24 protein-coding genes are annotated in these 26461 nt (G+C 69.5%); 1 reads left to right on the top strand and 23 read right to left on the bottom strand.

Annotated elements, in window-relative coordinates:
• Positions 1-39: 39 nt before the first annotated feature.
• From IEX49_RS05410 to dacB, 22 genes are all read right to left on the bottom strand, one after another.
• Entirely contained in the window at positions 40-552 is a 513-nt protein-coding gene (locus IEX49_RS05410) for an amino-acid N-acetyltransferase (protein ID WP_188804913.1), read from the bottom strand.
• A 127-nt stretch (positions 553-679) separates the two neighbouring features.
• The gene (locus IEX49_RS05405) at positions 680-3217 is read right to left on the bottom strand and encodes an ATP-dependent Clp protease ATP-binding subunit (protein ID WP_188804911.1); all 2538 of its coding nucleotides are present in this window, start codon (positions 3215-3217) and stop codon (positions 680-682) included.
• Between the two features lie 149 nt (positions 3218-3366).
• Positions 3367-3666, bottom strand: coding sequence for a histone-like nucleoid-structuring protein Lsr2 (locus IEX49_RS05400; RefSeq protein WP_188804909.1), 300 nt, complete (start codon positions 3664-3666; stop codon positions 3367-3369).
• 389 nt (positions 3667-4055) lie between these two features.
• Positions 4056-4331 carry a hypothetical protein gene (locus tag IEX49_RS05395; RefSeq protein ID WP_229672264.1) on the bottom strand — a complete coding sequence of 92 codons (276 nt, stop codon included), beginning with the start codon at positions 4329-4331 and terminating at the stop codon, positions 4056-4058.
• Positions 4331-5872 carry a lysine--tRNA ligase gene (gene lysS, locus IEX49_RS05390; RefSeq protein WP_188804907.1) on the bottom strand — a complete coding sequence of 514 codons (1542 nt, stop codon included), beginning with the start codon at positions 5870-5872 and terminating at the stop codon, positions 4331-4333. The genes IEX49_RS05395 and lysS overlap by 1 nt, the downstream gene beginning before the upstream one ends.
• A gap of 53 nt (positions 5873-5925) precedes the next feature.
• On the bottom strand, positions 5926-8004 hold the full coding sequence (locus tag IEX49_RS05385) for a M13 family metallopeptidase (RefSeq protein ID WP_188804905.1): 2079 nt from the start codon (positions 8002-8004) through the stop codon (positions 5926-5928).
• A gap of 58 nt (positions 8005-8062) precedes the next feature.
• Positions 8063-8533, bottom strand: a complete 471-nt coding sequence (locus tag IEX49_RS05380) for an SRPBCC family protein (RefSeq protein ID WP_373286688.1) — start codon at positions 8531-8533, stop codon at positions 8063-8065.
• Positions 8534-8659: 126 nt separating this feature from the next.
• The gene (panC, locus tag IEX49_RS05375; protein ID WP_188804901.1) at positions 8660-9673 is read right to left on the bottom strand and encodes a pantoate--beta-alanine ligase; all 1014 of its coding nucleotides are present in this window, start codon (positions 9671-9673) and stop codon (positions 8660-8662) included.
• A 52-nt stretch (positions 9674-9725) separates the two neighbouring features.
• Positions 9726-10634 carry a Rossmann-like and DUF2520 domain-containing protein gene (locus IEX49_RS05370; protein WP_188804899.1) on the bottom strand — a complete coding sequence of 303 codons (909 nt, stop codon included), beginning with the start codon at positions 10632-10634 and terminating at the stop codon, positions 9726-9728.
• Positions 10631-12334, bottom strand: a complete 1704-nt coding sequence (locus tag IEX49_RS05365) for a PH domain-containing protein (RefSeq protein WP_188804897.1) — start codon at positions 12332-12334, stop codon at positions 10631-10633. The genes IEX49_RS05370 and IEX49_RS05365 overlap by 4 nt, the downstream gene beginning before the upstream one ends.
• Positions 12331-12831 carry a PH domain-containing protein gene (locus tag IEX49_RS05360; protein WP_229672262.1) on the bottom strand — a complete coding sequence of 167 codons (501 nt, stop codon included), beginning with the start codon at positions 12829-12831 and terminating at the stop codon, positions 12331-12333. The genes IEX49_RS05365 and IEX49_RS05360 overlap by 4 nt, the downstream gene beginning before the upstream one ends.
• A 1-nt stretch (position 12832) precedes the next feature.
• Positions 12833-13384, bottom strand: a complete 552-nt coding sequence (locus IEX49_RS05355) for a DUF3180 domain-containing protein (RefSeq protein WP_188804893.1) — start codon at positions 13382-13384, stop codon at positions 12833-12835.
• Positions 13381-13959 (bottom strand): 2-amino-4-hydroxy-6-hydroxymethyldihydropteridine diphosphokinase, encoded by a 579-nt coding sequence (gene folK, locus IEX49_RS05350; RefSeq protein WP_188804891.1) that lies wholly within the window; start codon positions 13957-13959, stop codon positions 13381-13383. The genes IEX49_RS05355 and folK overlap by 4 nt, the downstream gene beginning before the upstream one ends.
• Positions 13956-14345: a dihydroneopterin aldolase gene (gene folB, locus IEX49_RS05345; RefSeq protein WP_188804889.1), complete on the bottom strand. Its 390-nt coding sequence runs from the start codon at positions 14343-14345 to the stop codon at positions 13956-13958. The genes folK and folB overlap by 4 nt, the downstream gene beginning before the upstream one ends.
• A 3-nt stretch (positions 14346-14348) precedes the next feature.
• Positions 14349-15287 carry a dihydropteroate synthase gene (folP, locus tag IEX49_RS05340; protein ID WP_188804887.1) on the bottom strand — a complete coding sequence of 313 codons (939 nt, stop codon included), beginning with the start codon at positions 15285-15287 and terminating at the stop codon, positions 14349-14351.
• Positions 15288-15372: 85 nt separating this feature from the next.
• Entirely contained in the window at positions 15373-15978 is a 606-nt protein-coding gene (folE, locus tag IEX49_RS05335) for a GTP cyclohydrolase I FolE (RefSeq protein ID WP_188805083.1), read from the bottom strand.
• Positions 15979-16090: 112 nt separating this feature from the next.
• Positions 16091-18265, bottom strand: a complete 2175-nt coding sequence (ftsH, locus tag IEX49_RS05330; protein WP_188804885.1) for an ATP-dependent zinc metalloprotease FtsH — start codon at positions 18263-18265, stop codon at positions 16091-16093.
• A 206-nt stretch (positions 18266-18471) separates the two neighbouring features.
• The gene (gene hpt / locus IEX49_RS05325) at positions 18472-19023 is read right to left on the bottom strand and encodes a hypoxanthine phosphoribosyltransferase (protein WP_115932510.1); all 552 of its coding nucleotides are present in this window, start codon (positions 19021-19023) and stop codon (positions 18472-18474) included.
• Between the two features lie 36 nt (positions 19024-19059).
• Entirely contained in the window at positions 19060-20151 is a 1092-nt protein-coding gene (tilS, locus tag IEX49_RS05320; protein WP_229672261.1) for a tRNA lysidine(34) synthetase TilS, read from the bottom strand.
• Between the two features lie 110 nt (positions 20152-20261).
• Positions 20262-21434 carry an Rv3626c family coenzyme F420 biosynthesis-associated protein gene (locus IEX49_RS05315; RefSeq protein WP_188804883.1) on the bottom strand — a complete coding sequence of 391 codons (1173 nt, stop codon included), beginning with the start codon at positions 21432-21434 and terminating at the stop codon, positions 20262-20264.
• Between the two features lie 90 nt (positions 21435-21524).
• The gene (locus IEX49_RS05310) at positions 21525-22010 is read right to left on the bottom strand and encodes a DNA-binding protein (RefSeq protein ID WP_188804881.1); all 486 of its coding nucleotides are present in this window, start codon (positions 22008-22010) and stop codon (positions 21525-21527) included.
• A gap of 86 nt (positions 22011-22096) precedes the next feature.
• The gene (gene dacB / locus IEX49_RS05305) at positions 22097-23755 is read right to left on the bottom strand and encodes a D-alanyl-D-alanine carboxypeptidase/D-alanyl-D-alanine endopeptidase (protein WP_188804880.1); all 1659 of its coding nucleotides are present in this window, start codon (positions 23753-23755) and stop codon (positions 22097-22099) included.
• Positions 23756-23873: 118 nt separating this feature from the next.
• Here dacB and IEX49_RS05300 point away from each other — a divergent pair, with 118 nt between their 5' ends.
• The gene (locus IEX49_RS05300) at positions 23874-24452 is read left to right on the top strand and encodes an inorganic diphosphatase (RefSeq protein ID WP_188804878.1); all 579 of its coding nucleotides are present in this window, start codon (positions 23874-23876) and stop codon (positions 24450-24452) included.
• A gap of 72 nt (positions 24453-24524) precedes the next feature.
• Here the strand turns inward: IEX49_RS05300 and IEX49_RS05295 are convergent, their stop codons facing one another.
• The gene (locus IEX49_RS05295; RefSeq protein WP_188804876.1) at positions 24525-26333 is read right to left on the bottom strand and encodes a flavin-containing monooxygenase; all 1809 of its coding nucleotides are present in this window, start codon (positions 26331-26333) and stop codon (positions 24525-24527) included.
• Positions 26334-26461: the final 128 nt, after the last annotated feature.

The following is a 26461-nucleotide window of genomic DNA, read 5'->3' as shown; positions in this document are numbered from 1 at the left end:
CCTTGCCCCTGCAGTCAAACACGGCACCCCGAGCTGTGGCTACAGGGTGATGATCATGCGGGTGTTGCCGAGGGTGTTGGGCTTGACCCGGGCCAGATCCAGGAACTCGGCCACGCCCTCGTCCTGAGAGCGCAGCAGCTCGGAGTAGACCTCCGGGTCGACGACGGACTGGTCTGCCATGACCGAGAATCCGTGGCGGCCGAAGAAATCGACCTCGAACGTCAGACAGAACACCCGGGACACGCCCAGCGCACGGGCCCGATCCAGCAGGCGGTCCAGGATGCGGTGGCCCACCCCGTGGCCGCGCCACTGACTCGACGTCGCCAGCGTGCGCACCTCGGCGATGTCCTCCCAGATCACGTGGAGGGCGCCGAATCCCGCCAGGGTGCCGTCCGGCGCCTCGGCCACCGTGAACTCCTGGATGGCCTCGTAGTAGGCCACGGCCTCCTTCTGCAGCAGCACGCGATCACGCGCCAGCGGATCCACGAGGGCGCGGATGGCCTGGACGTCCTGCGTGCGCGCGGGCCGGATGACGGGTTCAGTGGAGTCCATCAGTTCAGTGTAGGACTGCGGCAGCGGCATCCGGCCCCTACGGCAGAGGACCCGCCCCTGACGGGGCGGGTCCTCTCGGCATCCGTTGCCGTCAAGCACGGGGCCGAACTGACGGCGGGGCCGACTCCTACTGTCCGGAGGCCGAGGCCTCGATCTCCGGGTGCTCGGGGGCCGCTTCCAGGACCTCGGGCTGGTGGGCGACGGTGAAGGTGAGCTTGGCCGTCTCCGCCTCCCCTTCCAGACCCACGCTGATGGCGGAACCCGGCGTGATCTCCCCGAAGAGGATTCGCTCGGAGAGCTGGTCCTCCACGAGGTGCTGGATGGTGCGGCGCAACGGGCGGGCGCCCATGGCCGGGTCGTAGCCCCGATGGGCCAGGAACTCCTTGGCCGGGGTGGACACGCTGATGGTGAGGTCCTGCTCGTCCAGGCGCTTCTGCAGGCGTGCGATGAACAGGTCCACGATCTGCACGATCTCGCCCTTGGACAGCTGCGGGAAGACGATCACGTCGTCCACGCGGTTGAGGAACTCCGGCCGGAAGTGCTGGCGCAGCTCCTCCTGGACCTTGCCCTTCATGCGGTCGTACCCGGTCTGGGTGTCCGCGGCGGACTGGAAGCCCGTCATGACGCCCTTGGAGATGTCCTTGGTGCCGAGGTTCGTGGTCATGATGATCACGGTGTTCTTGAAGTCCACCACACGGCCCTGGGAGTCGGTCAGACGGCCGTCCTCCAGGATCTGCAGCAGCGAGTTGAACAGGTCCGCGTGGGCCTTCTCCACCTCGTCGAACAGCACCACGGAGAACGGGCGCCGGCGGACCTTCTCCGTCAGCTGGCCGCCTTCCTCGTAGCCGACATATCCGGGAGGGGCACCGAAGAGGCGGGAGACGGTGTGCTTCTCCTGGAATTCGGACATGTCCAGCGTGATGAGCGCTTCCTCGTCACCGAACAGGAACTCTGCCAGGGCCTTCGCCAGCTCGGTCTTGCCGACGCCCGTGGGCCCGGCGAAGATGAACGAGCCGGAGGGGCGGTTCGGATCCTTCAGGCCCGCGCGGGTCCGGCGGATCGCCTGGGACAGCGACTTGATGGCCTCGTTCTGGCCGATGACCCGCTGATGGAGTTCGGCCTCCATGTTGCGCAGGCGGTCGGTCTCCTCCTCGGTGAGCTTGAAGACCGGGATGCCGGTGGAGGTGGAGAGCACCTCGGCGATGAGATCGTCATCCACCTCGGCGATGCCCTCGGTGACGGAGGTCCGCCATTCCTCTTCCTTCTGGTTGCGCTCGTCCGTGAGCTTCTGCTCCTGGTCGCGCAGGTTGGCGGCACCCTCGAAGTCCTGGCCGTCGATGGCGGCCTCCTTCTCGGCACGGACCTCGGCGATCCGGGCCTCGAACTCCTTGATCTCCGGCGGCGTGGTCATCCGCTTGATGCGCAGCCGCGCCCCGGCCTCATCGATCAGGTCGATGGCCTTGTCCGGCAGGAACCGGTCCGAGACGTACCGGTCAGCCAGGGTGGCGGCCGACTTCAGGGCCTCATCCGTGATCGAGACACGGTGGTGTGCCTCGTAGCGGTCACGCAGCCCCCGGAGGATCTCGGTGGTCTCCTCGACGGAGGGCTCGTTGACCTGGATCGGCTGGAAGCGGCGCTCCAGCGCGGCATCCTTCTCGATGTGCTTGCGGTACTCGTCCAGGGTGGTGGCACCGATGGTCTGCAGCTCGCCGCGGGCCAGCATCGGCTTGAGGATCGACGCGGCATCGATGGCACCCTCGGCGGCACCCGCACCCACGAGAGTGTGGATCTCGTCGATGAACAGGATGATGTCCCCACGGGTGCGGATCTCCTTGAGGACCTTCTTCAGGCGCTCCTCGAAGTCACCGCGGTAGCGGGAACCGGCCACCAGCGAGCCGAGATCCAGCGTGTACAGCTGCTTGTCCATCAGGGTTTCCGGGACATCGTTGCGGACAATGGCCTGGGCCAGTCCCTCCACCACGGCGGTCTTGCCGACGCCGGGCTCACCGATGAGCACGGGGTTGTTCTTGGTGCGGCGGGACAGCACCTGCATGACCCGCTCCATCTCCAGGGCCCGTCCGATGACCGGGTCCAGCTTGCCCTCGCGGGCTGCGGCGGTCAGGTTGCGGCCGAACTGGTCCAACACCACCGAGCCGGCCGGGGCCCCCTCGGACTGGCCGCCGGCGGAGACGCCGGCTCCTGCGGTCTCCTTGCCGCCGGCACCGCCCTGGTAGCCGGAGAGCAACTGGATGACGGTCTGGCGGACCCGGTTCAGGTCAGCGCCGAGCTTCACCAGCACCTGGGCGGCCACGCCCTCGCCCTCGCGGATCAGCCCCAGCAGGATGTGCTCGGTACCGATGTAATTGTGGCCCAGCTGGAGGGCCTCGCGCAGGGAGAGCTCCAGGACCTTCTTCGCCCGCGGCGTGAAGGGGATGTGGCCGGACGGGGTCTGCTGACCCTGGCCGATGATTTCCTGGACCTGCTCGCGCACGGCGCCCAGGGAGATGTTGAGCGACTCGAGGGCCTTGGCGGCCACTCCTTCGCCTTCGTGGATCAGACCGAGCAGGATGTGCTCGGTACCGATGTAGCTGTGGTTGAGCATCCGCGCTTCTTCCTGCGCGAGTACCACCACCCGCCGGGCACGGTCCGTGAATCTCTCAAACATTGGGCACACTCCTTGCTGACTGTGGTGTCGATGCTACGCACCGCAGGACGACTTCGGGCGGCTGTTCGCCACTGGGAGAACAGCCGCCCGAAGGGGCGTGGGTGAAGCGCGGGGCGGGAGCGGAGCGGTCCGCCCTACCGCGCCACCGACTACTTCTTCGCGTTCCGGTAGGCCTCGACGATTTCCCGGTGCAACCGTCCTCGGCGGGACACCTCGTAACCGTTGTCCGCGGCCCACTCACGGATCTTCGCCGCCTCATTGGCGGGGGCCGGCGGCGCCACAGCGCGGGCCTTGCGGATGTACCCCTTCAGGGTCGTGCGCAATTCCTTGGCGTGCTCCACCGAAAGGTCGATTTCGTAGTGACGCCCGTCCAAGGAGAACTGAACGGTTTCTTCGGCCGGTGTTCCGTCCAGATCGTCAACCAAGACCACTTCCACTTTCTGTGCCAAGACTCCCCCTAGGTGTTCTGCTATTCCCTCTCCAGCATCCGTTCAATCGGCCGCGGTGATCCACGGACAATGCATCGGCAATCTGGAATCTGATCCACTGATTTTGATCCTAATGCCGAGTATTGCCGAGAGGATAAGAAACCTTCAACTCAGAAGGGCTTGCACGCCATCATTCCATGCGAACTCACAGGTTTCGAATGCGTGATGATTCCGAACAGCAAAGATCCTCATCGCTGTCTTTCAGCCTGATGTGACAGGGTATTCACGGATCAAGGAGTGACATATTCGCGTGCCATTGGCACCAGAATGGGGTTGTTTTCCCGGTATCCAATTTCTCTGGATCCAGGGAGTGAAACCCTGCCACGCGGCGCCCAGAAGTGTCCGGAGGTTCAGTCGCGGGGGGGCTGACCGCGTCCGTCGGGCCGGCCGGAGCCGTCGAGCTGATCAACTCCGTCTGCATGATCTGAGCCGTTCTGCAGGTCCGCTGCTGAGCCCTGCTCTGCGCGCTGGCGAGCCCATTCCTGCGCCTCGCGTTCCTCGAGTTCCGCCTTGGCCTGGCGCTCTCCGGTGTCCACCCGGAACACCGACCGCATGACGAGCCAGAAGATCAGGGCCAGACCCACGGAGGGGGCCAGGACGGAGAAGTAATCCCAGAAACTTGCCATCAGTGATCGCCCCCGGGCGCCTCTGGCTTGAGCAGCGGGAACAGGATCGTCTCCCTGATACCGGCTCCGGTGAAGAGCATGACGAGCCGGTCGATGCCGAGGCCGATACCGCCCATGGGCGGGGCCCCGTACTCGAGGGCCCGCAGGAAGTCCTCGTCGAACTGCATCGCCTCGTCGTCACCGGCGGCTGAGGCCCGGGACTGCTCCACGAGCCGTTCGCGCTGGATGACCGGGTCGATCAGCTCGGAGAACGCGGTCCCACGCTCCATTCCACCGATGATCAGGTCCCAGGCCTCGATGACCCCCGGCTGGTCACGGTGCGGGCGGGCCAGCGGCTGTGCGGCGGGCGGGTAGTTGTAGACGAAGGTCGGGTTGATCAGGGTCGGTTCGACGATCTCGCCGAACAGCTCGATGACCATCTTCTCGGCGTCCCAGAACGGATCGAACCTCACCTCGTGCTTCTCGGCGACCGCCCGCAATTCCTCGACGGTGGTGTCCGGGGTGATCTCCTGGCCCACGGCCTCGGACAGCCCGGGGTAGACCTCGACCCAGGCCCAGTCCCCGTCCAGGTCGACGGTGCCGTTGGGGGTCTCGACCGTTCGACCGGCGCCCACGGCATCCGCAGCGTGGAGGATCATCTCCTTCATGCGGTCCGCCATGACGTACATGTCGGCCCAGGCCTCGTAGGACTCCAAGGTCGTGAACTCGGGTGAGTGCGTGGAGTCCACGCCTTCATTGCGGAAGACGCGGCCGATCTCGAACACACGGTCGATCCCGCCGACCACGGCCCGCTTGAGGTAGAGCTCCGTAGCGATGCGCAACGTCATGCCCTGGTCGAAGGCGTTCAGGTGCGTCTCGAACGGACGCGCGTGCGCGCCGCCGTGGATGAGCTGCAGGACCGGGGTCTCGACCTCGACGTAGTCGCGCGCTTCCAGGGTGGAGCGGATCGAGCGGATGATGGCGGCACGGGTGTGCACCATCTTCCGAGCCTCGGGCCGCACGATCAGATCCGCATAGCGCTGGCGGACCCGGGTCTCCTCGTTGAGTTCGGCGTGCAGCACGGGCAACGGCCGCAGGGCCTTGGAGGCCATCTGCCAGGAGTCGGCCATGATGGACAGCTCGCCGCGGCGCGAGGCGATGACCTCGCCGCTCACGGCCAGGTGGTCGCCGAGGTCCACCAGGTGCTTCCAGTCCGCGAGGGAGTCCTCGCCGACGTTCGCCAGGGAGACCATGACCTGCAGGCGGACGCCTTCGCCGCCGTCGCCGCCTTCCTGCAAGGTGGCGAAGCACAGCTTGCCGGTGTTCCGCAGGAACACCACGCGGCCGGCGACGCCGACCGTGTCCCCCGTCTCCGAGCCCGGCTCGAGGTCGGGATAGGCCTCACGGACCTGCTGCAGGGAGTGGGTGCGCCCGACGGAGACCGGGTACGCCTCGCCGCCGGCTGCCAGGATCTCGGCGCGCTTGTCTTGGCGCACCTGACGCTGGTCGGCACTGGTGGCGGGGGTCGCGGAGGTCGGAGTCTTCTCGGTGGTCACGGTCATCCAGTCTACGTGCCCCCGGCGGGACACCAACTGCCGCTACAGCCACGCCCACGTCACCAGATGGTGACACGGTCCTCCGGGTCCAGCCACATCGCGTCACCGGGTTCGGTGCCGTAGGCCTCATGGAACGCGTCCAGGTTCTTCACCACCTGGTTGCAGCGGAACTCGTTGGGCGAGTGCGGGTCCGAGGTGATGCGGGTGATGGCGGTCTCCGTGCGGGTCAGCTGGCGCCAGCACTCGCCCCAGGAGGCGAAGAACGCCCGGTCCTGCTCGCGCGAGGCCTCGGCGGCATCGGCGCGCTCCACCGGCCCGCCGGTGTCCGGGAGGCCTTCGGCGACCGACCCCTCACCGTCAGCGTCGGCACCGTCCGAGACGGGGTTCTCCTCGCGCCAGATGCCCAACGCCTGGGAGGCGATGCCGAGTCCGCCCAGGTCGCCGATGTTCTCGCCGAGCGTGAGCTCGCCGTTGACCCGGTGCTCGGGCGCCTCAGCGGGGCTGAGCACCTCGTACTGGCCGACGAGCCGGGCCGTGCGTTCCTCGAAGGCCGCGCGGTCCGCGTCGGTCCACCAGTTCTGCAGGGATCCGTCACCGGCGTACTGGGAGCCCTGGTCGTCGAAGCCGTGGCCGATCTCGTGGCCGATCACCGCGCCGATAGCCCCGAAGTTCTCCGCGGCCAGACGGTTCGGGTCGAAGAACGGGGGCTGGAGGATGGCGGCGGGGAACACGATCGCATTCTCCAGCGGCGAGTAATAGGCATTGACCGTCTGCGGGGTCATGTGCCATTCCTCCGGGTCCGGCCCCGTCTCGATCTTGGCGAGGTCGCGTTCGAACTCGAAGGCGTGGGCGGCCCGGACGTTGGCGATGAGGTCCTCCGGATCCACGGCCAGGGACGAGTAGTCGATCCACTTCACGGGGAACCCCACCATGGGCTTGAACATGGACAGCTTCTCGAGGGCCTTCTGGCGCGTGTCCTCGCCCATCCAGTCGAGGGTGCTGATCGACCGGCGGTAGGCCTCGATGAGGGCGGAGATGAGGTTGTCCATGGCGGCCTGATGGCCGGCCGGGAAGTGCTTGGCCACATACAGCCGGCCGACATCCTCGCCCACGGCGCCGTTCACGAACGCGACGCCGCGCTTCCAGCGGGGCCGGACCTCCTCGGTGCCGGCGATCTTGCGGCCGTAGAACTCGAAGTTCTCGTTGACGAAGGCCTCGGTCAGGTAGGGCGCAGCGGATCGGAGCAGCTGGAGCTGCAGCCACCGCTTCCACGTGCCCAGATCCTCCTCCACGAGCAGCGTCTGCATCGCGGCCAGGAAGTCCGGCTGCCAGGCGACGACCTCGGCGCTGCGGCCACCGGAGGCACCGACACCCTCGAGCCAGCGCTCGGCCAGCGGGAAGGTCTGCAGCAGGGCGTCCCGGTCCAGGAGGTTGTACCGGGCCACGGCGTCACGGACCTTGACGACGTCCCAGTGGGCGGCGGCGATCTTGGTCTCCAGGTCCACCACCCGGTCCGCGTCCCGCTCGGCCTCGTCCCGGTCCCCGCCGATGCCGGCGAGCATGAACACGTTGTCCACGTGCTGGCGGTAGTCCATGACCAGATCCGCGAACTTCTCCTCGCGGTAGTAGGACTCGTCCGGCAGGCCGAGGCCGTCCTGGATCAGGTGCAGCAGCATGCGCTCGGGGTTGCCGGCGTCATTCAGGGAACCCGTGCCGATCAGCCCGCTGACGCCGGCACGCTGCAGCTGGCCGGAGAGGTGGATGAACTCCTCCGGGGTGGACACGCCCTCGATCTGGGCGAGGTCGGCCACGATCGGTTCGAGTCCGCGCTCCTCCACTCCGGATTCGTCCATGAAGGACGCGTAGAGGGCGCCGATCCGGCGGCGAGCGCCGTCGTCGTCATTGCCCGCGGTGAAGGAACCGGACTCACGCCCCGCGCCCGGGCCGGACCAGAAGTGCGCGGCCGCGTCCTCGGCGATGTGCCGCACGGCCAGTTCCGAGGCATCCCGCAACTCCATGAAGGCCCCGTAGGCACCCTGGTCCGCCGGGATCGAGTTGGACTGCAGCCAGGCACCGTTGACGTGCCGGTAGAGGTCCTCGCGGGCGCTGGGCTGCCGGGATGGGGTGGTTTCAGTCACGGATGCTCCTAGGAAGGGCCGGGCATGTCCACCGATCCTAGCGGCGAAGGGCCCCGACTCAGACGAGCGACTGCAGGCGGGCCAGGGACTGATCCATCTGGTCGGAGCTGATGGCGGGAAAGATGTTCTTGGCCAGCAGCTCCTGGTCGGTGACCTGGGACCAGTCGTAGGTCAGGGAGACCTCCGTGGTGTCCTGGTCCACCGGTTCCAGCTGGTACACCCACTGCCAGCCGCCCGGCTCTCCGCCGACGGGGCCCGGCTTCCAGCCCACGAGCTTGTTCTCGTCATAGGCCACCACGTGGTTCTCACGCTGGTAGTCGCCACCCTGGGATTCGGCGTGCATGTTCATGACGAACGTGTCGCCGACCTGCTGGATGCGCTGGGACTTCTCATCCGCGCGCACCATGTCGGAGCCGTCGAACTCCTGATGCCGGGCCGGCAGGGTCAGGATCTGGAAGATGTCCTTGGCCGGGGCCTCGATGGTCCGGGTGACAGTCTGCTTCTTCTCGCCGTGTGCGGTCTCGTTCATCGTCATGCTGCACCCTAAACACGCCCGGCGCCCGACTTTCAAGGGCAGTGGTGCGCCGGCCGGTCAGCCGGAGCCAGCCGGACCGATCAGCCGGAGCGGTTGCCAGCCCGTCCCGGCCTCCCCCGCCTACTGCCGGGTGGCCGGCAGGATCATGTTGTCGATGAGCCGGACCGATTCGACGGTGGCGGCCACCAGGGCCAGCGCTTCACGTTCCAGCGGGGCGGCGAGCTGCTCGGCGCTCAGGGGCTCCAGGGTCGAGTGGTCCACGACCTCCAGATAGTCCAGGTCCGCCAGGGGCTCGGCCCGGACCAGCGTCCGGGCCGCGTCGAGATCGAGGGGACGGCCGGCGTCGGCGGCCCGACGCAGCGATTCCAGGGCGCGGTGCAGCACGAGGGCAGCCTCCAGCCCCGCGGGGGACAGCCGGGTGTTCCGGCTGGAGAGCGCGAGGCCCTCCGGCGAGCGGACCAGCGGGACCGGTCGGATCTCGAGGTCGAAGTCCAGGTCCGCCCGCATCCGGCGCAGGACGGCCAGCTGCTGGGCGTCCTTCTGGCCGAAGTAGCTGCGCAACCGGGCCGGGGCTGGCGGCATCGCCGCGTGCCAGAGTTTCGCGACGACGGTGCAGACGCCGTCGAAGTGCCCCGGGCGGGCGGCCCCCTCGAGGACCTCGCCCATGTGGCCCGCCGTGACGGTGACCATGGGCGCGTCCGGATAGCCGGGGTACATCTGGTGCAGGTCCGGGGCGAAGACCAGCTCGCAGCCCTCGGCACCCAGGATCGCCCGGTCCGCCTCGAGGGTGCGCGGGTAGTTCTCCAGGTCGGACGGGTCGCCGAACTGCAGCGGGTTGACGAACACCGAGGCGATGACGATGTCGTTCTCCTCGCGGGCCTGCCGGACCAGGGCCGCATGGCCGCCGTGCAGCGCACCCATGGTCGGGATCAATCCCACGGTCGGCTCGGGAACCCCGGCGGCGACGGCGGCGCGCACCCTGTCCGCGAGCGCGGCCTTGAATGCCGCCCGGGTGGTGTGCACGGCGGGCAGGTCACCGGCACCCGCAGGCGGCTGACGGGCTGTGTCCTCCAGGGTCAGGCCGGTGCCGGCGGGGACGGGGGTGCGGTCGGGAACGCGGTCAAGCGGGGTCACGCAGGTGAGTCTAGGGCGGTTCAGGCGAGGCGCTGCCCGTGAGGTCACCGGGTTACCGGCCCAACAGGTCCAGCAGTTCGGCCACGCTCGCCTCGGACAGCGCGCCACGGGCCAGGGCGCGTTGTGCGGTCGCCGTGGCCATGGCCCGGTAGGCCTGCCCGACGTCGGCCGGGATCCCCTCGGCGGCGAGCACCTGCAGGTGCCGGCGCACCGTGCCCACGTCCCCGCGGGCCACCGGCCCGGTGAGGGCCCCGTCCCCGTTGGCGAGGGCGTTCTCCAGGGAGGCGTTCAACAACGGGGAGAGCATGCGGTCGGTCTGCTCCACCCCGATCGAGGCCAGGATCTGCGCGGCCTGCGCGGTCAGGGTGACGAGGTGGTTCGAGGCGTGCGCCAGGGCCGCGTGGTAGGTCCCGCGGTCTGCCTCGGCGATGACGGCCGGCTCCCCGCCCATCTCCACCACGAGCGCCTGGGCCACCGGCAGCACGATCGGGTCCGCGGTGACCCCGAACATGCAGTCCTGCAGCCGGGCCAGGTCCAGGGTCAGCCCGGTGAAGGACATGGCCGGGTGGATGGCGAGCGGGATCGCCCCGGAGGCCCGCACCGGGTCCAGCACGGAGACCCCGTGCGCACCGGAGGTGTGGACCACGAGGTGGCCGGTCTGGAAGTGCCCGGCCTCGGCGAGCCCCGAGACCAAGTCCGGCAGCACGTCGTCGGGAACGGCCAGCAGGACCATCTCGGAGCGGCGCAGGATCTCCGGGATCTCCAGCACCGGCACCTCCGGCAGCAGGGACTCTGCCCGGCTGCGGGAGGCCTCGGAGACGGCGTGCACGCCCGTGACGGCGTGGCCGGCGTTGCGCAGGGCGGCCCCGAGCACGGCACCGACCTTGCCGGCCCCGATGACGCCGACGCCCAGCCGGCCCGGCCGGTTCTGCGGCTCGGCGGCCCAGGGCTGGGTGCTCACTGCTCGATCACCTGCTGCGTGCGCTGCTCGAAGCGGTCCAGCTCGTCCTGACGCATCCACTGGTTGCGGTCCCGCATGCGGCGGGAGACGGCGGCGATGTCCGCCTCCTCGTTGAACAGTCGGACGGCAACGTCCGCATCCGCGTGCGGCAGCAATGGCACCACGGGACCCGCGGTGGAGTGGAACCGCAGGGTGGCCACGCGCAGGCGGCGCTCGAGGGGGCCCTGGTGCAGCCCGATGGACTGGATCCGCTCGTGCGGCATCAGGACCAGGTAGCGCTCGATCCTGCCCGAGCGCAGCAGGACCATGGTGTCCGTGGACCGGTAGGCGTTGCGCTTCCAGGTCAGCGGGTCCAACCACCACACACGCCGCGGGGAGTGCGTGAAGCCCTGCCCGTCGCCGCTGCCGGTGATGCCTTCACGGATGACCTCCGGCGCGTTCTCCACGCCCGGGTCCGGCGCCACCACGGAGAGCACGCGCATGACGTCCTCGATGGTCCCGACGGGCAGCACCGTGGAGTTGTCGGCTCCGCTGCCCTCCGTCACGGCACCATAACCCGCCACGTTGACGCTCATCTTGTACCAGCCGAAGGCCCGCCACAGCAGGCCCTGGCTGATGCGCACCGCCTGGACACGGCCTGGCGGGACTGTCTGCTGCGAGGTCTCAAGCAGGCCGTACCGCAGGCGCAGCCCGTCCGGAGAGGTGGCGACCGTGAAGTTGTAGCCCTTGTTGAATCCGCCCCACGCGACGCCGACCAGGGAGAACACGAAGGGCAGCAGGACGAACAACAGGATCAGCCACCAGTTGTCCTCGCCGTCCTGCGGGATGGTCATGTCCAGGATCCAGGCACCCAGGACCAGGAGGACGATGATCGAGACCATCACGATCATCGCCGTGGACAACAGCACCGAACCGATCATCCGACCCGCGGGGACCTTGAGCATGACGTGCTCGGGCGCCTCCGGAAGGGCCGACGTCGGGGCCGCGGCCGGGCGCGGGCCCTCGCCTGGACCCTCGCTCGGCTCCTCGCCTGATTCCGCAATGGCCGCCCCGGCACCCCGGCGTGCAACCTCCTCGGGAGCCGCCCCGGCACGGATGCCTGCGGCACGGCCCATGATCTCGGCGCGGAGGATGCGGGCCTCGCCCTCCTTGATGAAGGCCAGCTGCATGGCCGTGCTGCCGCCGTCCGCCGCCTCGAACTTCAGTTCCGCGAGCCCGAAGATGCGCGCCACCAGCGGCTGGCGGATGTCCACGGCCTGGACGCGGTCATAGCGGACACGCCGGTGCTGTCGGAAGATCACGCCGGTGTCCAGCAGGACCTGTTCCTCGGCAAGCTGGTACTTCGTGAAGCGCCAGGAGAAGTAGTAGATGATCACCATGACCACGAACACCCCGCCATAGATGGCCAGGGTGACCCACAGGCCCTCGGCGGCCTGGAACTCGCCCTGGCCGACCAGCGCCCGGACCATGTCCTCGCCGAAGGACTGGGTGGCGAAGAACAACATGGCGACGAGGATCACCCAGCCCCGCACCCAGGGGCTGATGGGATGCACGCGGTGCCATTCGCCGTCGGCCGCCTCCGGACGGCCCGAGCCGGGATCCGGCAGAGGGGGTTCGGCCGGCTCCGTGGCGGTGCTGTCCGGCTGCGTCTGTTCCGGCCGGACGCCTGCCGACTCCTCCGGCTCCTGCGGCGCCGTCACAGTCCGGCCAGACGTGCCTGTCCGCGGGCCATGAGCTGGTCGCGGAGCCGTTCACTGTCCTCGGCCGGGATGCCCTCGATGGTGGCGTTGGTGGCCGCGGAGGCGGTCTGCAGTTCCAGGGAGCGGATGCCGAAGCGCCGCTGCACGGGACCCTCCTTGACGTCGAGATACTGGAGGCGGCCGTAGGGGACGGCCAGCACGCGCCGGAACCAGAGCCCGGATTTGAACACGAAGTCGTCCTCACGCTCGGCGTAGCCCATGGCACGCACACGGCGGGGGACGAGGGCCAGGTCCACGAGGCCCCACACCAGCACGATCCCCGGCAGCCCCCAGGCCAGCCAGGCCGGATAGGCGGGCCAGACGTCCACCAGCATGAGGACCAGCGGGACGGCCAGGACCGCCGTGATGATCAGCGTGGTGAGGCCAGTGGAGATGAGATGGGCCGGGACCAGCTTCGGGGACACCGGGGTCCACTCCACCTGCTCCAGGTCAGCCACGTCATGAGTTGTTCGTCCGGGCATATCCGCCTTCCCCCTCCGCGCCGTAGGCGGGTCCGGTCTGTCCCCGGTGCCCCTCGCCGTTCCGGCCGTTTGCGTCTGTGGTGCCGTCCGCCCTGTCTTCCGGGGGTAGGCGGCAGAATTGCTCCACGATGTACCCCACGATAACCAGAACCAACCCCCCGACCACCATCAACAGGGCATCGTTCACGGTGGGAGTGCCGAAGCCGGTGGCCGAGGTCAGGTGGACGAGGACGCCCCCGTGCCAGCCGGCGATGAGCGATCCCGCGTAGGCGCCGGCCTGTGCCAGTGCCAGGGTCCGAGTGGCCACGAGCGGGTTCATCCGGGCTGCCGGCGGGCGCTTCTTGTCCCGCTGGACGCGGATGCCGAGCACCAGCACCAGCAGGGCGACGGATCCGAGGGTGATCGTGGAGGAGCGCACCAGTACTGGTGCGACCACGCCCGCCTCGGCCGTCAGCAGCGCGGCCACCCAGCCCAGACCGCCGGAGACGAGCAGGATCAGCAGCAGCCACAGGGGTCGGATGCCGTTCATGAGGTTGGCCCCTCGGTGCCGGTGGGCAGCCGCCGTACCGAGCCGGCGTCGTCCGCCTGTGCGGCCAGGTGCGCGACGCGCGCTCCGGCGAGCATGGCCTCGGGGTCCACCCAGGACCACGGGGTGAGCACGAACGCGCGGAGGTGGGCGCGTGGGTGGGGAAGGGTGAGCTCGGGATCGTCCGAGGTCAGATTCTGGTAGGTGATCACATCGATGTCCAGGGTGCGCGGTCCCCAGCGCACCTCGCGGGTGCGGTGGTGCGTGCGCTCGATCTCCTGGCCGGCCGCGAGCAGAGCGCGCGGGGACAGGCGCGTCATCAGGGTCAGCACGAGGTTCAGGTAGTCGGGCTGGCCCGGGGGCCCGCCCACCGGCTGGGTCACCGCCACCGGGGACACCCCGGTCAGCTCGATCCCCGGGGTCTCGGCGAGCTGGCGGACCGCGGCCTCGAGGGTCGCGGCCGCCTCTCCCAGATTCGCTCCGAGTGCCAGCACCGCCGGAACCGGGGCGGACGGGACGCGGTCGAGGTCAGTGCCGTGATGACCGGCCTCGTCCGCGGGTGAGGCGGGCGAGGTCACGTCCGGCTCCGGAAGACCGTGACCGCGACGTCGGCGAAGTCGGCCTCGATGGGGGCATGTGGTTTGTGCACGGTCACCTCGACAGCGGTGGCCACGGGCTGTTCGGCGAGGAGGGCGCGGGCGATGCGGTCGGCGACGGTCTCGATGAGGTCGAGGGACTCCCCCGTGACCACCCCGAGCACCGTTTCGGCAACCTGGGCATAGTTGACGGTGCGGGCAAGGTCGTCACCGTCGGCGGCCGGTGCCGCGTCCAGGTGCACCACCACGTCCGTGGTGAAGTCCTGGCCGTCACGTTTTTCCTCGGCGAAGACGCCGTGGAAGCCCCGGACGGTCAGCCCGGTGAGGGTGATGCGGTCGGCCGGGCGCCCACCGGTACTCTCGACCACGGCTCAGGCCCCCCGACGGCGGACGCCGGCGGACTCCGGGTCCAGCCAGGCCCGGGCGGCCTTGACCGCGTGAAGGCTGGGCTCGATCTCGTGGACCCGCACTCCCCACACCCGGTGCAGGGCGGACAGGGCGGACACGGCTGCGGTGGCGTGGTCGCGGTCCGCGGGCGCCGGCTCGGCACCGGCCGCGTTGGCCAGCAGGGTGCCGAGGAAGCGCTTGCGGGAGGCGGCCACGAGGACCGGGAATCCGAGTGACTGCAGGCGGTCCAGGCCCTGCAGCAGCTCCCAGTTCTGCGCTCCGGCCTTCGCGAAGCCCAGCCCCGGGTCCAGGATGAGCTGCTCGGGCTGCACGCCGGCGGCCAGGAACGCGTCCTTCAACTCGGTCAGCTCCTGTGCCACGTCCTCGACCACATCCCCATAGTCGGCGAGGGAGTCCATGGTCTTGGAGTCCCCGCGGTTGTGCATGAGGATGTACGTCGCCCCCGTGCGGGCGATCAGCTCGGGCATCTCGGGTTCGTAGTTCAGGCCGGAGACGTCGTTGATGATGACGTCACCGATCTTGAGGGCGGCCTCCGCGGTGACCGTATGCATGGTGTCCACGGACACCACGGCGCCGGCCTTCACGAGGGCCTCGATGACGGGCAGGATGCGGTTCTGCTCCGTGACGGGGTCGATGGACTCCGCCCCGGGACGGGTGGACTCCCCGCCCACATCGATGATGTCCGCACCGGCATAGTGCAGGCGCAGGCCCTGCTCGATGGCGGCATCCGCGGCGAGGTACTCCCCGCCGTCCGAGAAGGAGTTGTGGGTGACGTTCACGACGCCCATGATCAGCGTGCGGTCCGTGGGCAGGTCGCGAAGGGTGCGGCGGCGAACCTTGCGGACCACCGAGAGAGGGCCGGTGTTGGGCCCCGTTCCGGTCTGTGCTGCCATCGAGTCCATCGGTGGTCCTTTCATCGCGGTGGCCGGTCACGCCAGTGGCGCGCGGCAGGTCAGAGACGCAGGCGGTGGCGCGGTGGTGCCGAGCTCAACCGTGCAGGATCAGGCTCATGGCCTCGGAACGGGTGGAGGAGTCGCGGAGCTGGCCCCGGACGGCCGAGGTCACGGTCTTGGCGCCGGGCTTGCGGACCCCGCGCATGGACATGCACATGTGCTCGGCCTCGATCACCACGATGGCCCCGCGGGGGGTCAGGTGGGTCATGAGGGCCTCCACGATCTGCGTGGTCAGCCGCTCCTGCACCTGGGGACGCCGGGCGAAGACCTCCACCAGCCGGGCCAGTTTGCTCAGCCCGGTGACCAGCCCCTCCGGGGAGGGGATGTAGCCGATGTGAGCCGTGCCGTGGAAGGGCACCAGATGGTGTTCGCACGTGGAGTAGAACGGGATGTCCTTCACCAGCACGAGTTCCTCATGCGCGATGTCGAAGGTGGTACCCAGGATGTCACCGGGATCCTGCTTCACGCCGGCGAAGAACTCGTCGTAGGCCTTGGCCACGCGCTTCGGGGTGTCCTGGAGACCCTCCCGGTCCGGATCCTCGCCGATCGCCTCGAGGATCTCGCGCACGGCGGCCTCGATGCGCGGACGGTCCACACCGGCTGGGGCCAGCCCAGCCTCGTCGTCCACGTCCACGTCCACGTCCACGTCCACGTCCCTCAGGGTGTTCTGTGTCTGCTCCACGATTCCGATCCTATCGGTGGGTGAACCGGTGCGGTGGCCGGGCCACCGGACGGTGGCCCGGCCGGACCGGTCAGGTCTGGTCGGTGCGCGGCAGGTCCGTGGGACCGGCGGGTCCCCCGGGACGGCCGGTTCCGCCGTCGGGCTCCCCGGGCAACTGACTGCCGGGGGTGGGATCCACCGTGGGATTCAATGAATCCGAGGAGGACTCGGGGTCCACGGGAGGCTCCTGCTCCGGGTCGGGATGACCAGCATGACCGGTATGGCCGTCAGAACCCCCGCGGCCGGCGCCGCCGCCCTGGCCGTTCGATCCGGCCTTCTCCGCCAGGGCCCGGCGCTCGGCCGGGGACAGGATGGGCGGCTGGTCGGAGACCGGACGGTCCTCGCTGGAGAGCCATACGGTGCGGGGCTCGCGCTGGCGGATCTCGGAGAAGATCTCGGCGATCTGGGCCTGGTTGAGGGTCTCCTTGGCCAGCAGCTCGTAGGCGAGCCGGTCCAGGATCTCCCGATTCTCGTTGATGATCCAGTACGCCTCGTCATGGGCCTGGTCCAATAGCTGGCGCACCTCGGCGTCCACCAGTCCGGCGACCTGCTCGGAGTACTCGCGGCCACTGCTCATGTCCCGGCCCATGAAGGGCTCGCCGCCGGCGGAACCGAGTTTCACGGCGCCCACGCGCTCACTCATGCCGTATTCGAGGACCATCTTGCGGGCCGTTTCCGTGGCCTTGGAGATGTCATTCGAGGCGCCGGTGGACGGATCGTGGAAGATGATCTCCTCGGCCACGCGGCCGCCCATGGCGTAGGCGAGCTGGTCGAGGAGCTCGTTGCGGGTGACGGAGTACTTGTCCTCCTCCGGAACCACCATCGTGTAGCCGAGGGCGCGTCCGCGCGGCAGGATCGTGATCTTGGTGACGGGCGCCGAGTTGCGTAGTCCGGCCGCCACCAACGCGTGGCCCCCCTCGTGATAGGCGGTGACCTTGCGCTCGTGCTCCTTCATCAGGCGCGAGCGCTTCTGCGGCCCGGCCATGACCCGGTCGACCGCCTCGTCCAGGGCGCGGTCATCGATGAGCTGGGCGTTGGAACGGGCGGTGAGCAGGGCGGCCTCGTTGAGGACATTGGCCAGGTCCGCACCGGTGAAGCCGGGGGTGCGCTTGGCCAGCGAGTGCAGGTCCGTGCCGGGAGCCATGGGCTTTCCCTGGGCGTGCACGGAGAGGATCTGGTGGCGCCCCTCCAGGTCCGGGGCCTCCACCGGGATCTGCCGGTCGAAGCGGCCCGGGCGCAGCAGCGCGGGGTCCAGGACATCGGGCCGGTTGGTGGCGGCGATGAGGATGACGTTGGTGGTGGCGTCGAAGCCGTCCATCTCCACCAGCAGCTGGTTCAGGGTCTGCTCACGTTCGTCGTTGCCGCCGCCCACGCCGGCCCCGCGGTGCCGGCCGACGGCGTCGATCTCGTCCACGAAGATGATGGCCGGGGAGTTGTTCTTGGCCTGCTCGAACAGGTCACGTACGCGCGAGGCGCCGACGCCGACGAACATCTCGACGAAGTCGGAGCCCGAGATCGAGTAGAAGGGCACCCCTGCCTCACCGGCCACGGCCTTGGCGAGCAGGGTCTTGCCGGTGCCGGGAGGGCCGTACAGCAGCACACCCTTGGGGATCTTGGCGCCGACGGCCTGGAACTTGGCGGGCTCGGAGAGGAATTCCTTGATCTCGTGGAGTTCCTCCACGGCCTCCTCGGCGCCGGCAACATCCACGAAGGTCACCTGCGGCATGTCCTTGGAGATCAGCTTCGCCTTCGACTTGCCGAACTGCATGACCTTGCCACCGCCGCCCTGCATGCGGGACATCAGGAACCAGAAGACCAGGCCGATGAGCAGGAAGGGGATGATGAAGCCCAGCATGGACAGCAGCCAGTTGCTCTGCACCGGCTCATCCGTGAAGCCGTCCAGGCCGGAGGCGTCGATGGCCTCGACCACGTTGTCCGCGCGGGCCGTCGAGTAGTAGAAGTAGACGTCCTTGCCGAGGTCACGGCCGTCCTGGGAGTAGGACTCGCGCAGGGTCAGGTCGACGCGCTGCTCACCGTCCTGGATCTTGGCCTGGGCGGCCCTGTCCTCCTCGAGCAGGACCAGGCCCACGTTGGTGTCCACCCGGGCGGAGGACCCCTGCGTCAGCGCGGGGATGATCAGCATCAGGAACACAGCGGCCAAAACGATCCAGATGATCGGGCCCTTGAAGACCTTCTTGGCTTTCAACAACTCTCCTGACCTTGACCTGCGCCGATGGGCACGGCGTGCCCATCCGGTACGGCACTGTGCCGTTGACCCGCTGCGGAACGGAGCCACCGGCACCGGGCACAGCCGTACCCGTCCACGGTACCGGGGGACAGTCTACGGCCGGGGTCTGGGAGTCCGCCGTTCGCGGGCGGTGGAATGGCTGCCGGCGCCCGCGGCGGACGGCGTCAGGAGTAGACGTGCGGGGCGAGGGTCCCGATGAAGTCCAGGTTGCGGTACTTCTCGTCGAAGTCCAGGCCGTAGCCGACCACGAACTCGTTGGGGATGTCCTGGCCGACGTACTTGACGTCGATCTCGACCTTCATGGCCTCCGGCTTGCGCAGGAACGCGCAGATCTCGACCGAGGCGGGGCCGCGGGACTCGAGGTTGGTCTTGAGCCAGGACAGGGTCAGGCCGGAGTCGATGATGTCCTCGACGATGAGCACGTGGCGGCCCATGAGGTCGGCGTCCAGGTCCTTGAGGATCCGCACCACGCCGGAGGACTGGGTCCCCGAGCCGTAGGAGGAGACGGCCATGAAGTCGAGGGTGACGTGCGAGTGCAGTGCGCGGGAGAGGTCGGCCATGACCATCACCGCCCCCTTGAGCACCGCCACCAGGAGGACGTCCTTGCCCTCGTAGTCGCGGTCGATCTGGGCTGCCAGATCCTTGATGGTGTCCTGGATCTGCTCTGTGGTCATGAGCACATGATCCAGGTCGCCGTGCACGTCCTGTGCTTCCATGCGGGCTGCTCCTGCTGCGGGTTTCTGTGGTTTGCGCTACCGGGACGGCGCCGGGGGAACTGGGGCGTCCGCGGGGGACTCCAGTACCTCTCCGGCGTCGAAGTCCAGTGTCGCATACCCGCCGGTACGACGACGGCGGGAGACCACGCCGCCCGGCAACTGGACCGGTCCGGCCGAGGTCCCCCCGCCGGCCCGGCCGGCGATCAACCGGTCCACGGCCAGCACGCGTTCGCGACTGGGCCGCTCTCCCCCCGCGGAGACGGCGGCGGTGCCGATGACCCGGTACCGGATCGCGTCCGGCAGCTCCGCCAGCTCCTCCAGCGGCAGGGACAGGTTCGCGCCCCGGCCGGCCGTGATGCCGAGACGATTGCCGGCACCGGAGGCGTGCTCGCCGGGCCGGTACCTCACGAGCCGGCTGTACTCCCGGGACGCCCACTGCTCAAGGGCATCGGCGTCCTCGGCCGCGATGTCCGCACTGCGCGCCAAGGCCGCGGACAGGCCGGGGCCCAGGCCCTCGTCCGGATCCTCGAGCGCGGGCAGCACACGGGTGCGGAGCCGCGAGCGCAGATAGGCCGGATCCGCGTTGGCCGGGTCCTGCCACCAGCGCACGCCGGCCCAGCGGCAGATGGCCTCCGTCTCCTGCCGCGTCAGGTCCAGCAGTGGACGCAGGATCAGCCCCCGACGGCGGGGGATCCCCGCGAGTGACCGCGTCCCGGAACCCCGGGCGAGACCCAGGAGGACCTGTTCGGCCTGGTCATCGCGGGTGTGCGCCAGCAGCACGGCGCCGGAGCCCAGGCGCTGGGCTGCGGCCTCGAGCGCGGCGTGGCGGGCCTGGCGGGCCTCGGCCTCGGGTCCGTCACCGGTGGCGGTGACGTGGACGCGCTCGATCACCACCGGATCGAGCCCCAGTCGCCGTGCGATGGCGGCGGCGCGCTCTGCCACGGCGGCGGAGTCTGCTTGGAGACCGTGATCCACGACGACGGCGCCCGCACCACCGGCCAGCGCCGGGTTGGCCCGGGTACGGACCGCCTCCGCGGTGGCCACGGCGAGCGCGAGGGAGTCCGCGCCGCCGGAGAGGCCGACCAGCGGCGTCCGGCGGCCCTGGGTGGCGGCCGCGACCGCATGCACGGCCCGGTGGAGTACCTCCGGCCAGCGGGAGGCGGGCGGCCAGGCGGCCGGACCGGCCGGAGTCGTGCTGGCTTCCGGGCCGGCTGATGCGGGGCCGTCCGGTACCGTGCTCAGCCTGTCTCCCGGATGCGCTGGATCCACTGGTCCGGGTACTGGATCTCCTGCTCGCCGGGCAGGTTCTCGGCCGACTCCCACACCACGTTGAAGCCGTCCATGCCGAGTTCCCGGACCACGTGCTTCACGAAGCGCTGGCCCTCCCGGTACTGGCGCATCTTGGCGTCCATGCCCATGAAACGGCGGACCCAGCGGTCCAGGGAGGAGCGGGTGGCGCCGCGGTGGTCGAAGCGCTGGCGGATGGTCTTGACCGTGGGGACCACCGAGGAGTCGATGGCATCCATCACCACGTTGGCGTGCCCCTCCAGCAGGGACATCACGGCGTTGAGGTGGGCGAGCCGCTTCTTGTCCTCGGGGTCCTGGATCAGCTCGAGCAGACCCATGGAGGCGGGATGCTCGTCCGTGCCCAGCTCGGCAGAGCCCTGGCCCCGCTCCACGGAGCCCCGGTCCGCCTCGGGTCCCTGCAGCAGGGCGCGGACACGGGCGGAGAGGCGCTCGGGCAGGGTGTCGGCCTTCTCGAACATGCCGGAGACCAGGGCCGTGATGTGGGACTGCAGGTGCTCGCGGAGCCACGGGGCGGCGGCGAACTGCACGCGATGGGTCTGCTCATGCAGGCAGACCCAGAGCCGGAAGTCCTCCGGGTCCACGTTGAGCTCCACCCTGACCTCGGCGATGTTGGGTGCCACCAGCAGCAGGCGGCCGCCCTCGGGTCCGGCGGAGGTCCCGTCCGGCCCCGGCAGGGCACAGAACGGCTCGTACTGGCCGAGGACCTTGGAGGAGAGGAACGCCAGGACGGCGCCGGCCTCCATGGCGGTGGCGACGGTGCCGAGTCCGCTGGTGGCGCGGGCATACTCGGCCGGGCGGATCGACTGAACGTGCTCGAAGGCCGGCTCCAGCAGGGTGGAGAAGGCCTGGGCATTGGCCTGCGTCCAGGTGGGGCGGTCCACCACCAGCACCTCGGAATCGTGCAGGTCCTTCGCGGCGTCCAGCCGGGTGATCCGGTGGACGTGGTCCACGGACGCCTCGGCGGCACGGCGCAGGCCGTTGGCCTCACGCTCGGCCTGGTGCCGGGTGAACCGCGGCCCCGCAGCACACAGGCGGGCGGCGGTGCTGGCGGCCAGGTCCCAATTCACCGGGGACGGGACGGTCTGACGGGAGACGGATTCCATGGACCCATCCCATCACACGGCAGGTCGGCCGCGCAGGGCATCGCGGCCACGGCAGCGACGGCGGCAGCCGGTGCGAGTCAGGGGGGCCGTTCAGCCGTGCAGGGCGGCCGCCCGGTCCAGGACGTCGGCGAGGTCGGCGGCACCGGTGGCACGGGCGGCCTGCGCCGTGGCGCGGAACTGCTCGGCCGTGGCCAGCCCACCCAGCGGCACGGCGGGATCGGCAACCGGGAGGGCGCCGGCGTCGGGCATCAGGAGACGGGCCTGCCGGGCCCGGGAGGCATGGGTGGTGAGCACCGGTTCCGAGGCCTCCACCTCGGACAGCACCTGGGTCAGGTCCGCCTCGTCCTGGCGCTCCTCCAGCATGACGAGGCGTTCATAGACGGCGGGATTGCCGATCTTGATGCGCTGCGCGTTGATCAACTGGGAGAGCATGGGTGCGGAGAGTCCCAGGACGCGGGCCAGGGAGCGCTGACTGAGTCCATAGGCGGCCATGATGACGCCGAAGCGCTCGGACAGGGAGATCCCGTAGATGGCCTGCTGCTGGGCGAGGCGCTGATCGGTGTCCGGCGAAGGCATGGGGTTCATCCTATCCGATGATTTGCGAAGGCAAAGGTGCTGGCGGGACCCCCGGAGGAACTCCACAGGGAAACCGCGCGCCGACCCTAGCGGCAGCCGCATCCGGCCAGGACGACGGCCCCGCGGTCCACGGCGAAGCGGGCGTTAGTCAGCACGCCCGGCTGCTTGTTGGCGACGAAGCTGAACAACAGCGTCCGGCCGTCCTCGGTCTGGACCGTGCCGGTCAGTGAGGCGACGGAGCTGAGCGTGCCCGTCTTCGCCTGCACATTGCCCGCGGCATCGGTCCCGACCATGCGCTGCTCCAGTGTGCCCTGCTCCCCGGCCACGGGCAGGCCGGTGGCGGCCGCCTCCAGCTCCGGGGCCGTCGTCGCGACCTGCAGGGCGGCGGTCAGCTGGGCGGCGGACACCAGGTTCTCGCCGGACAGGCCGGAAGCATCCACCAGGGCCAGCCCCGAGGTGTCGACCTCGAGTTCCGCGAGAGTCTCCTCGATGGTCTGTGCGGCCCCGGCGAAACTGCCCGGAGCGCCGGCGGCGAGCGCCAGGTTGCGACCGGTGGCCTCGGCGACCTGGTTGTCCGAGGTCTGGAGCATGTAGGCCATCTGCTCGGACAGCGGCGCGGACTGCACGCTCGCCAGCTCGGTGCCCGGTGAAGCCGGCGCCGGTGACGTCGAACCCGGTGAGGCCTGTTCCGCCGATGCCGACTCGGTCGACGTCGGCTCAGCCGCCGCCGATTCAACCGGAACGCGGCTCGTCTCCGCGGCGAGGGTGATGTCCAGTCCGAGGGTCTGCGCGTGCGCGGCCAGCTGGTCCCCGAACACCTCGGCGGCATACAATGCCGGGTCGTGGAGGCGATCGGTGTCCCTGCTGGGCACGGCCCGGCCGCCGTAGGTGGCCATCGGCTGCACCGCGGAGGCGTTGCCGGAGGACACGATGTCGCTGCTCCAGTCCGGCGAGACCGTGGGGCCCTCATAGCCCGAGTCGTCGAGTTTGACCGAGACCGTACCCGTGGTGCCCTGGGCCTGGAGCGCCTCGGCCGTCCTGAGCGCCAGCGTCCCCAGTCCGGCCCGGCCGTTCGCCTCGTCAGCGTTCGCGCCGGTCCCCAGCATCACGTCTCCCCCGGCCTCCAGCACGACGGCGGTGCCCTCCGGTCCCGCGGGCATGCCCACGGCCGCGGTGGTGTAGCGGTGGTCCGGGCCGAGCACCTCCAGGGCGGCCACCGCGGTCAGGACCTTGACGGCAGAGGCCGGCACCACGGCAGTGTCCGCCCCCTGGTCGTAGAGCAGTTCCCCGGTCAGCCCGTCCCGGACCGCGGCGGAGACGGAGCCGTCCTGCACCGTCAGCGCCTCGTCCAGCAAGGGTTTCAGGACCTCCGGGTCCGGCCTCGGGACCAGCAGCGGCGTCAGGTCCGGGAAGTCAAGGAACTCGGTCAGGGTGGCCGCCGCGGAGGCCGCCGTCAGCGGTTCGTCGGTGCTGGAAGGCTCCGCGGCACTGGGAAACAGGACGGCGCTGGAAGGTTGGCCGGACTGGGAGGCGCCGGCCGGCGTCGTGCTGGTGGTGGTGCTGCTGATACTGGTGCCTGCGACCGCACCGGACGCCGTGCCGGAGGACGCCGGGACCGGGATCACGGTGCAGCCGGCCAGCAGGGTGGCCGCCGCAGCCCCCATCGCCACTCTCGCCGCTCGCGCCGTCAAGGAGACCGGTCTGCCCGCGCGGGCAGGCCGGCGCAGGGCGGGGCGTTCGGTCACGGTGGGGCTTTCCTGGTGGGGCGCGGGATACCCTTGATTCTAGACGCCGCGCCTGGCATCGCCATCCGGCGCGGTGACCGCCCATCCCACCGTGAAGCAGCGCCAAGGAGTGCATTCCATGAGCCATGACGTCACCATCGAGATCCCGGCCGGATCCCGCGTCAAGTACGAGTTCGACCACGAGTCCGGGCGCCTGCGCCTGGACCGCATCCTCTTCACGTCCATGCAGTACCCCACGCACTACGGGTACTTCGAGGACACGCTGGGCGAGGACGGCGACCCGCTGGACGCCATGGTGTTCCTGCCCGGCTTCGACCTGGTTCCCGGTGTGATCGTGGAGGCCCGCCCCATCGGCGTGTTCAACATGACGGACGACGGCGGCGGCGACGCCAAGCTGCTCTGCGTCCCGGAGGACAAGCGCTTCGACCACATCCAGGAGCTCGAGGACATCGACGAGTGGCTGAAGAAAGAGATCGAGCACTTCTTCACCCGCTACAAGGACCTGGAGCCCGGCAAGTGGGTCAAGGCCGAGGGCTGGCAGGGCCGCGAGGCCGCCGAGGCTGAACTCGCCGCCTCGGTCGAGCGCTTCGCCGCCCATGGCGAGGAGACGCCGGAGGACGAGCCGCAGGGCCGCGACGTCGAGACTGCGGAAGAGGATCCCGTCGTGTCCTCCGACGATCCGCAGGGTCGCGACTGATTCGAGAGGACGGGGCACCGGCGCGGACGTCTGTTCCGCGCCGGTGCCCCGTTCCCGCCGTGATCGCCGAGGTCACCGCGAGTGGTGGGATTCCTCCAGCTCGAACACGGGGGTGGGCAGGCCTTCCATCCGCGCCTTGAGTTGCAGGGCGAGGTATTTGGAGTAATGCCTGCTCTGGTGCAGGTTGCCCCCGTGAATCCAGAGGTTCTCCACATTGGTGGGCTTCCACATGTTGCGCAGTTCTCCCTCCCATGGGCCGGGGTCGCGGGTCGTGTCCGAGCCGTAGCCCCAGCACTTGCCCACGCGGTCGGCGACGTCCGGCGAGATGAGATCGGCCAGCCATTCGTTCATGGAGCCATAGCCGGTGGCGTGGACCACCAGGTCCGCCGGCAACCTGGCCCCGTTGTCCAGGACCACCGCGTCCTCGGTGAGGTGGTCGACCTGACCGGTGGCCAGGCGGACCCGACCGTCGATGATCAGTTGGGAGGCGCCGACGTCGATGTAGTAGCCGGACCCCCGGCGCAGGTACTTCAGGAACAACCCCGAGCCGTCCTCGCCGAAGTCCAGGTCGAAGCCGGCGGCCTCCAGGGCGTCGTAGAACTCGCGGTCCCGGTCTGCCATCTCCTCGAAGGCCGGGCGCTGGACCTCGGGCAGCACGCGATACGGCCACGAGGCGAAGAGCATGTCCGCCATTTCGGTGGTGATACCGGCCTCCAGCGCCTCCTCGGAGTAGAGCGGCTTCAGGACCAGGTCCATGAGGGACTCGCTGCGCGAGATGTGCGTGGAGGAGCGCTGGACCATGGTGACTTCCGCACCGTGCTCCCACAGATCCGCGCAGATGTCGTGGGCGGAGTTGTTGGATCCGATCACCACGGCCCGCTTGCCCGCCCAGTCGTCACCCCCGGCATGGTCGGAGGAGTGATGCTGACGGCCACGGAACGTCTCGGCGCCCGGGAAGTCCGGTATCCGGGGATATCCGGAGACGCCCAGTGCGAAGACCAGCTGGGTCGGGTGCAGCGTGACCTCCTCGCCGTCCCGGTCCACGACGACCGTCCAGGTGCCGGAGGCCTCGTCCCACTCGGCGGACCGGCACTCCGTCTTCGCCCAGTAGTTCAGCTCCATGATGTCCGCGTAGTGCATGAGCCAGTCCGCGATCTTGTCCTTGGCCGGGAAGACCGGCCAGTCGTCCGGGAACGGCAGGTAGGGCATGTGGTCGTACCAGACCGGGTCGTGCAGGTGCAGGGAACTGTAGCGGTGGCGCCAGGCGTCTCCTGCCTTCTCATGCTTGTCCACCACGATCGTGGGGACGCCGATGCGCGCCAGGCGGGCAGCCAGGCCGATGCCGCCCTGCCCTCCACCGACCACGAGGCAGTACGGCTGCTCCGTGTGACCGAGGACCCTTTCCCGTGCCTGACGCCGTTCCAGCCAGGTCGTGCGCTCGCGGGTGATCTCGTGGACCACCCCGCGGTCTCGGCGGGGCCCCTTCTTCTCCTCGAAGCCGCGCAGGTCCTGCAGCGTGGTCAGCAGCGTCCACGCCTGACCGTCGCGCAACCGCAGGTAACCCCACCCGGACCCGGCACTGGTGCTGAAACGCACCCAGCACTCCGTGACGCCATCCGCGACCGTCGGCTTCCCCTCCACGGTCCACCCGGAGGGCCGGATGTGCGGGAGCATCTCCGCGAGCATCTGACAGATCCGGTCTCGCCCCTCCATGGTCTTCAGATTCCAGGTCAAGGCCAGGAAGTCGCGCCAGAAGCCGCCCGGCTCGAACAACTCCGCAGCTGCGTGCGCGTCTCCGGCCGCGAGCGCCGCGTCCAAGTCATCCAGCCAGGCCTGTGCGGTGTCTGTTCCGACGGTGGTGCCGGTGTCAGTCTCAGTCATGGTTCCTCCTTCGTTTACCCGGGGACGCCCGGTGGCATAGTGTCCGGTGTGATGTGTGTCACCACTATGGGGTGGCGGGGGTTTCCCCGGGGTTGCATCGTGGATCAGGTGGACTACACGGAAGAGTG

Origin of the sequence: Citricoccus zhacaiensis (assembly GCF_014645315.1) — a bacterium.
Classification (GTDB): Bacteria; Actinomycetota; Actinomycetes; order Actinomycetales; family Micrococcaceae; genus Citricoccus; species Citricoccus zhacaiensis.
This window is presented reverse-complemented; position numbering and strand designations above follow the sequence as displayed.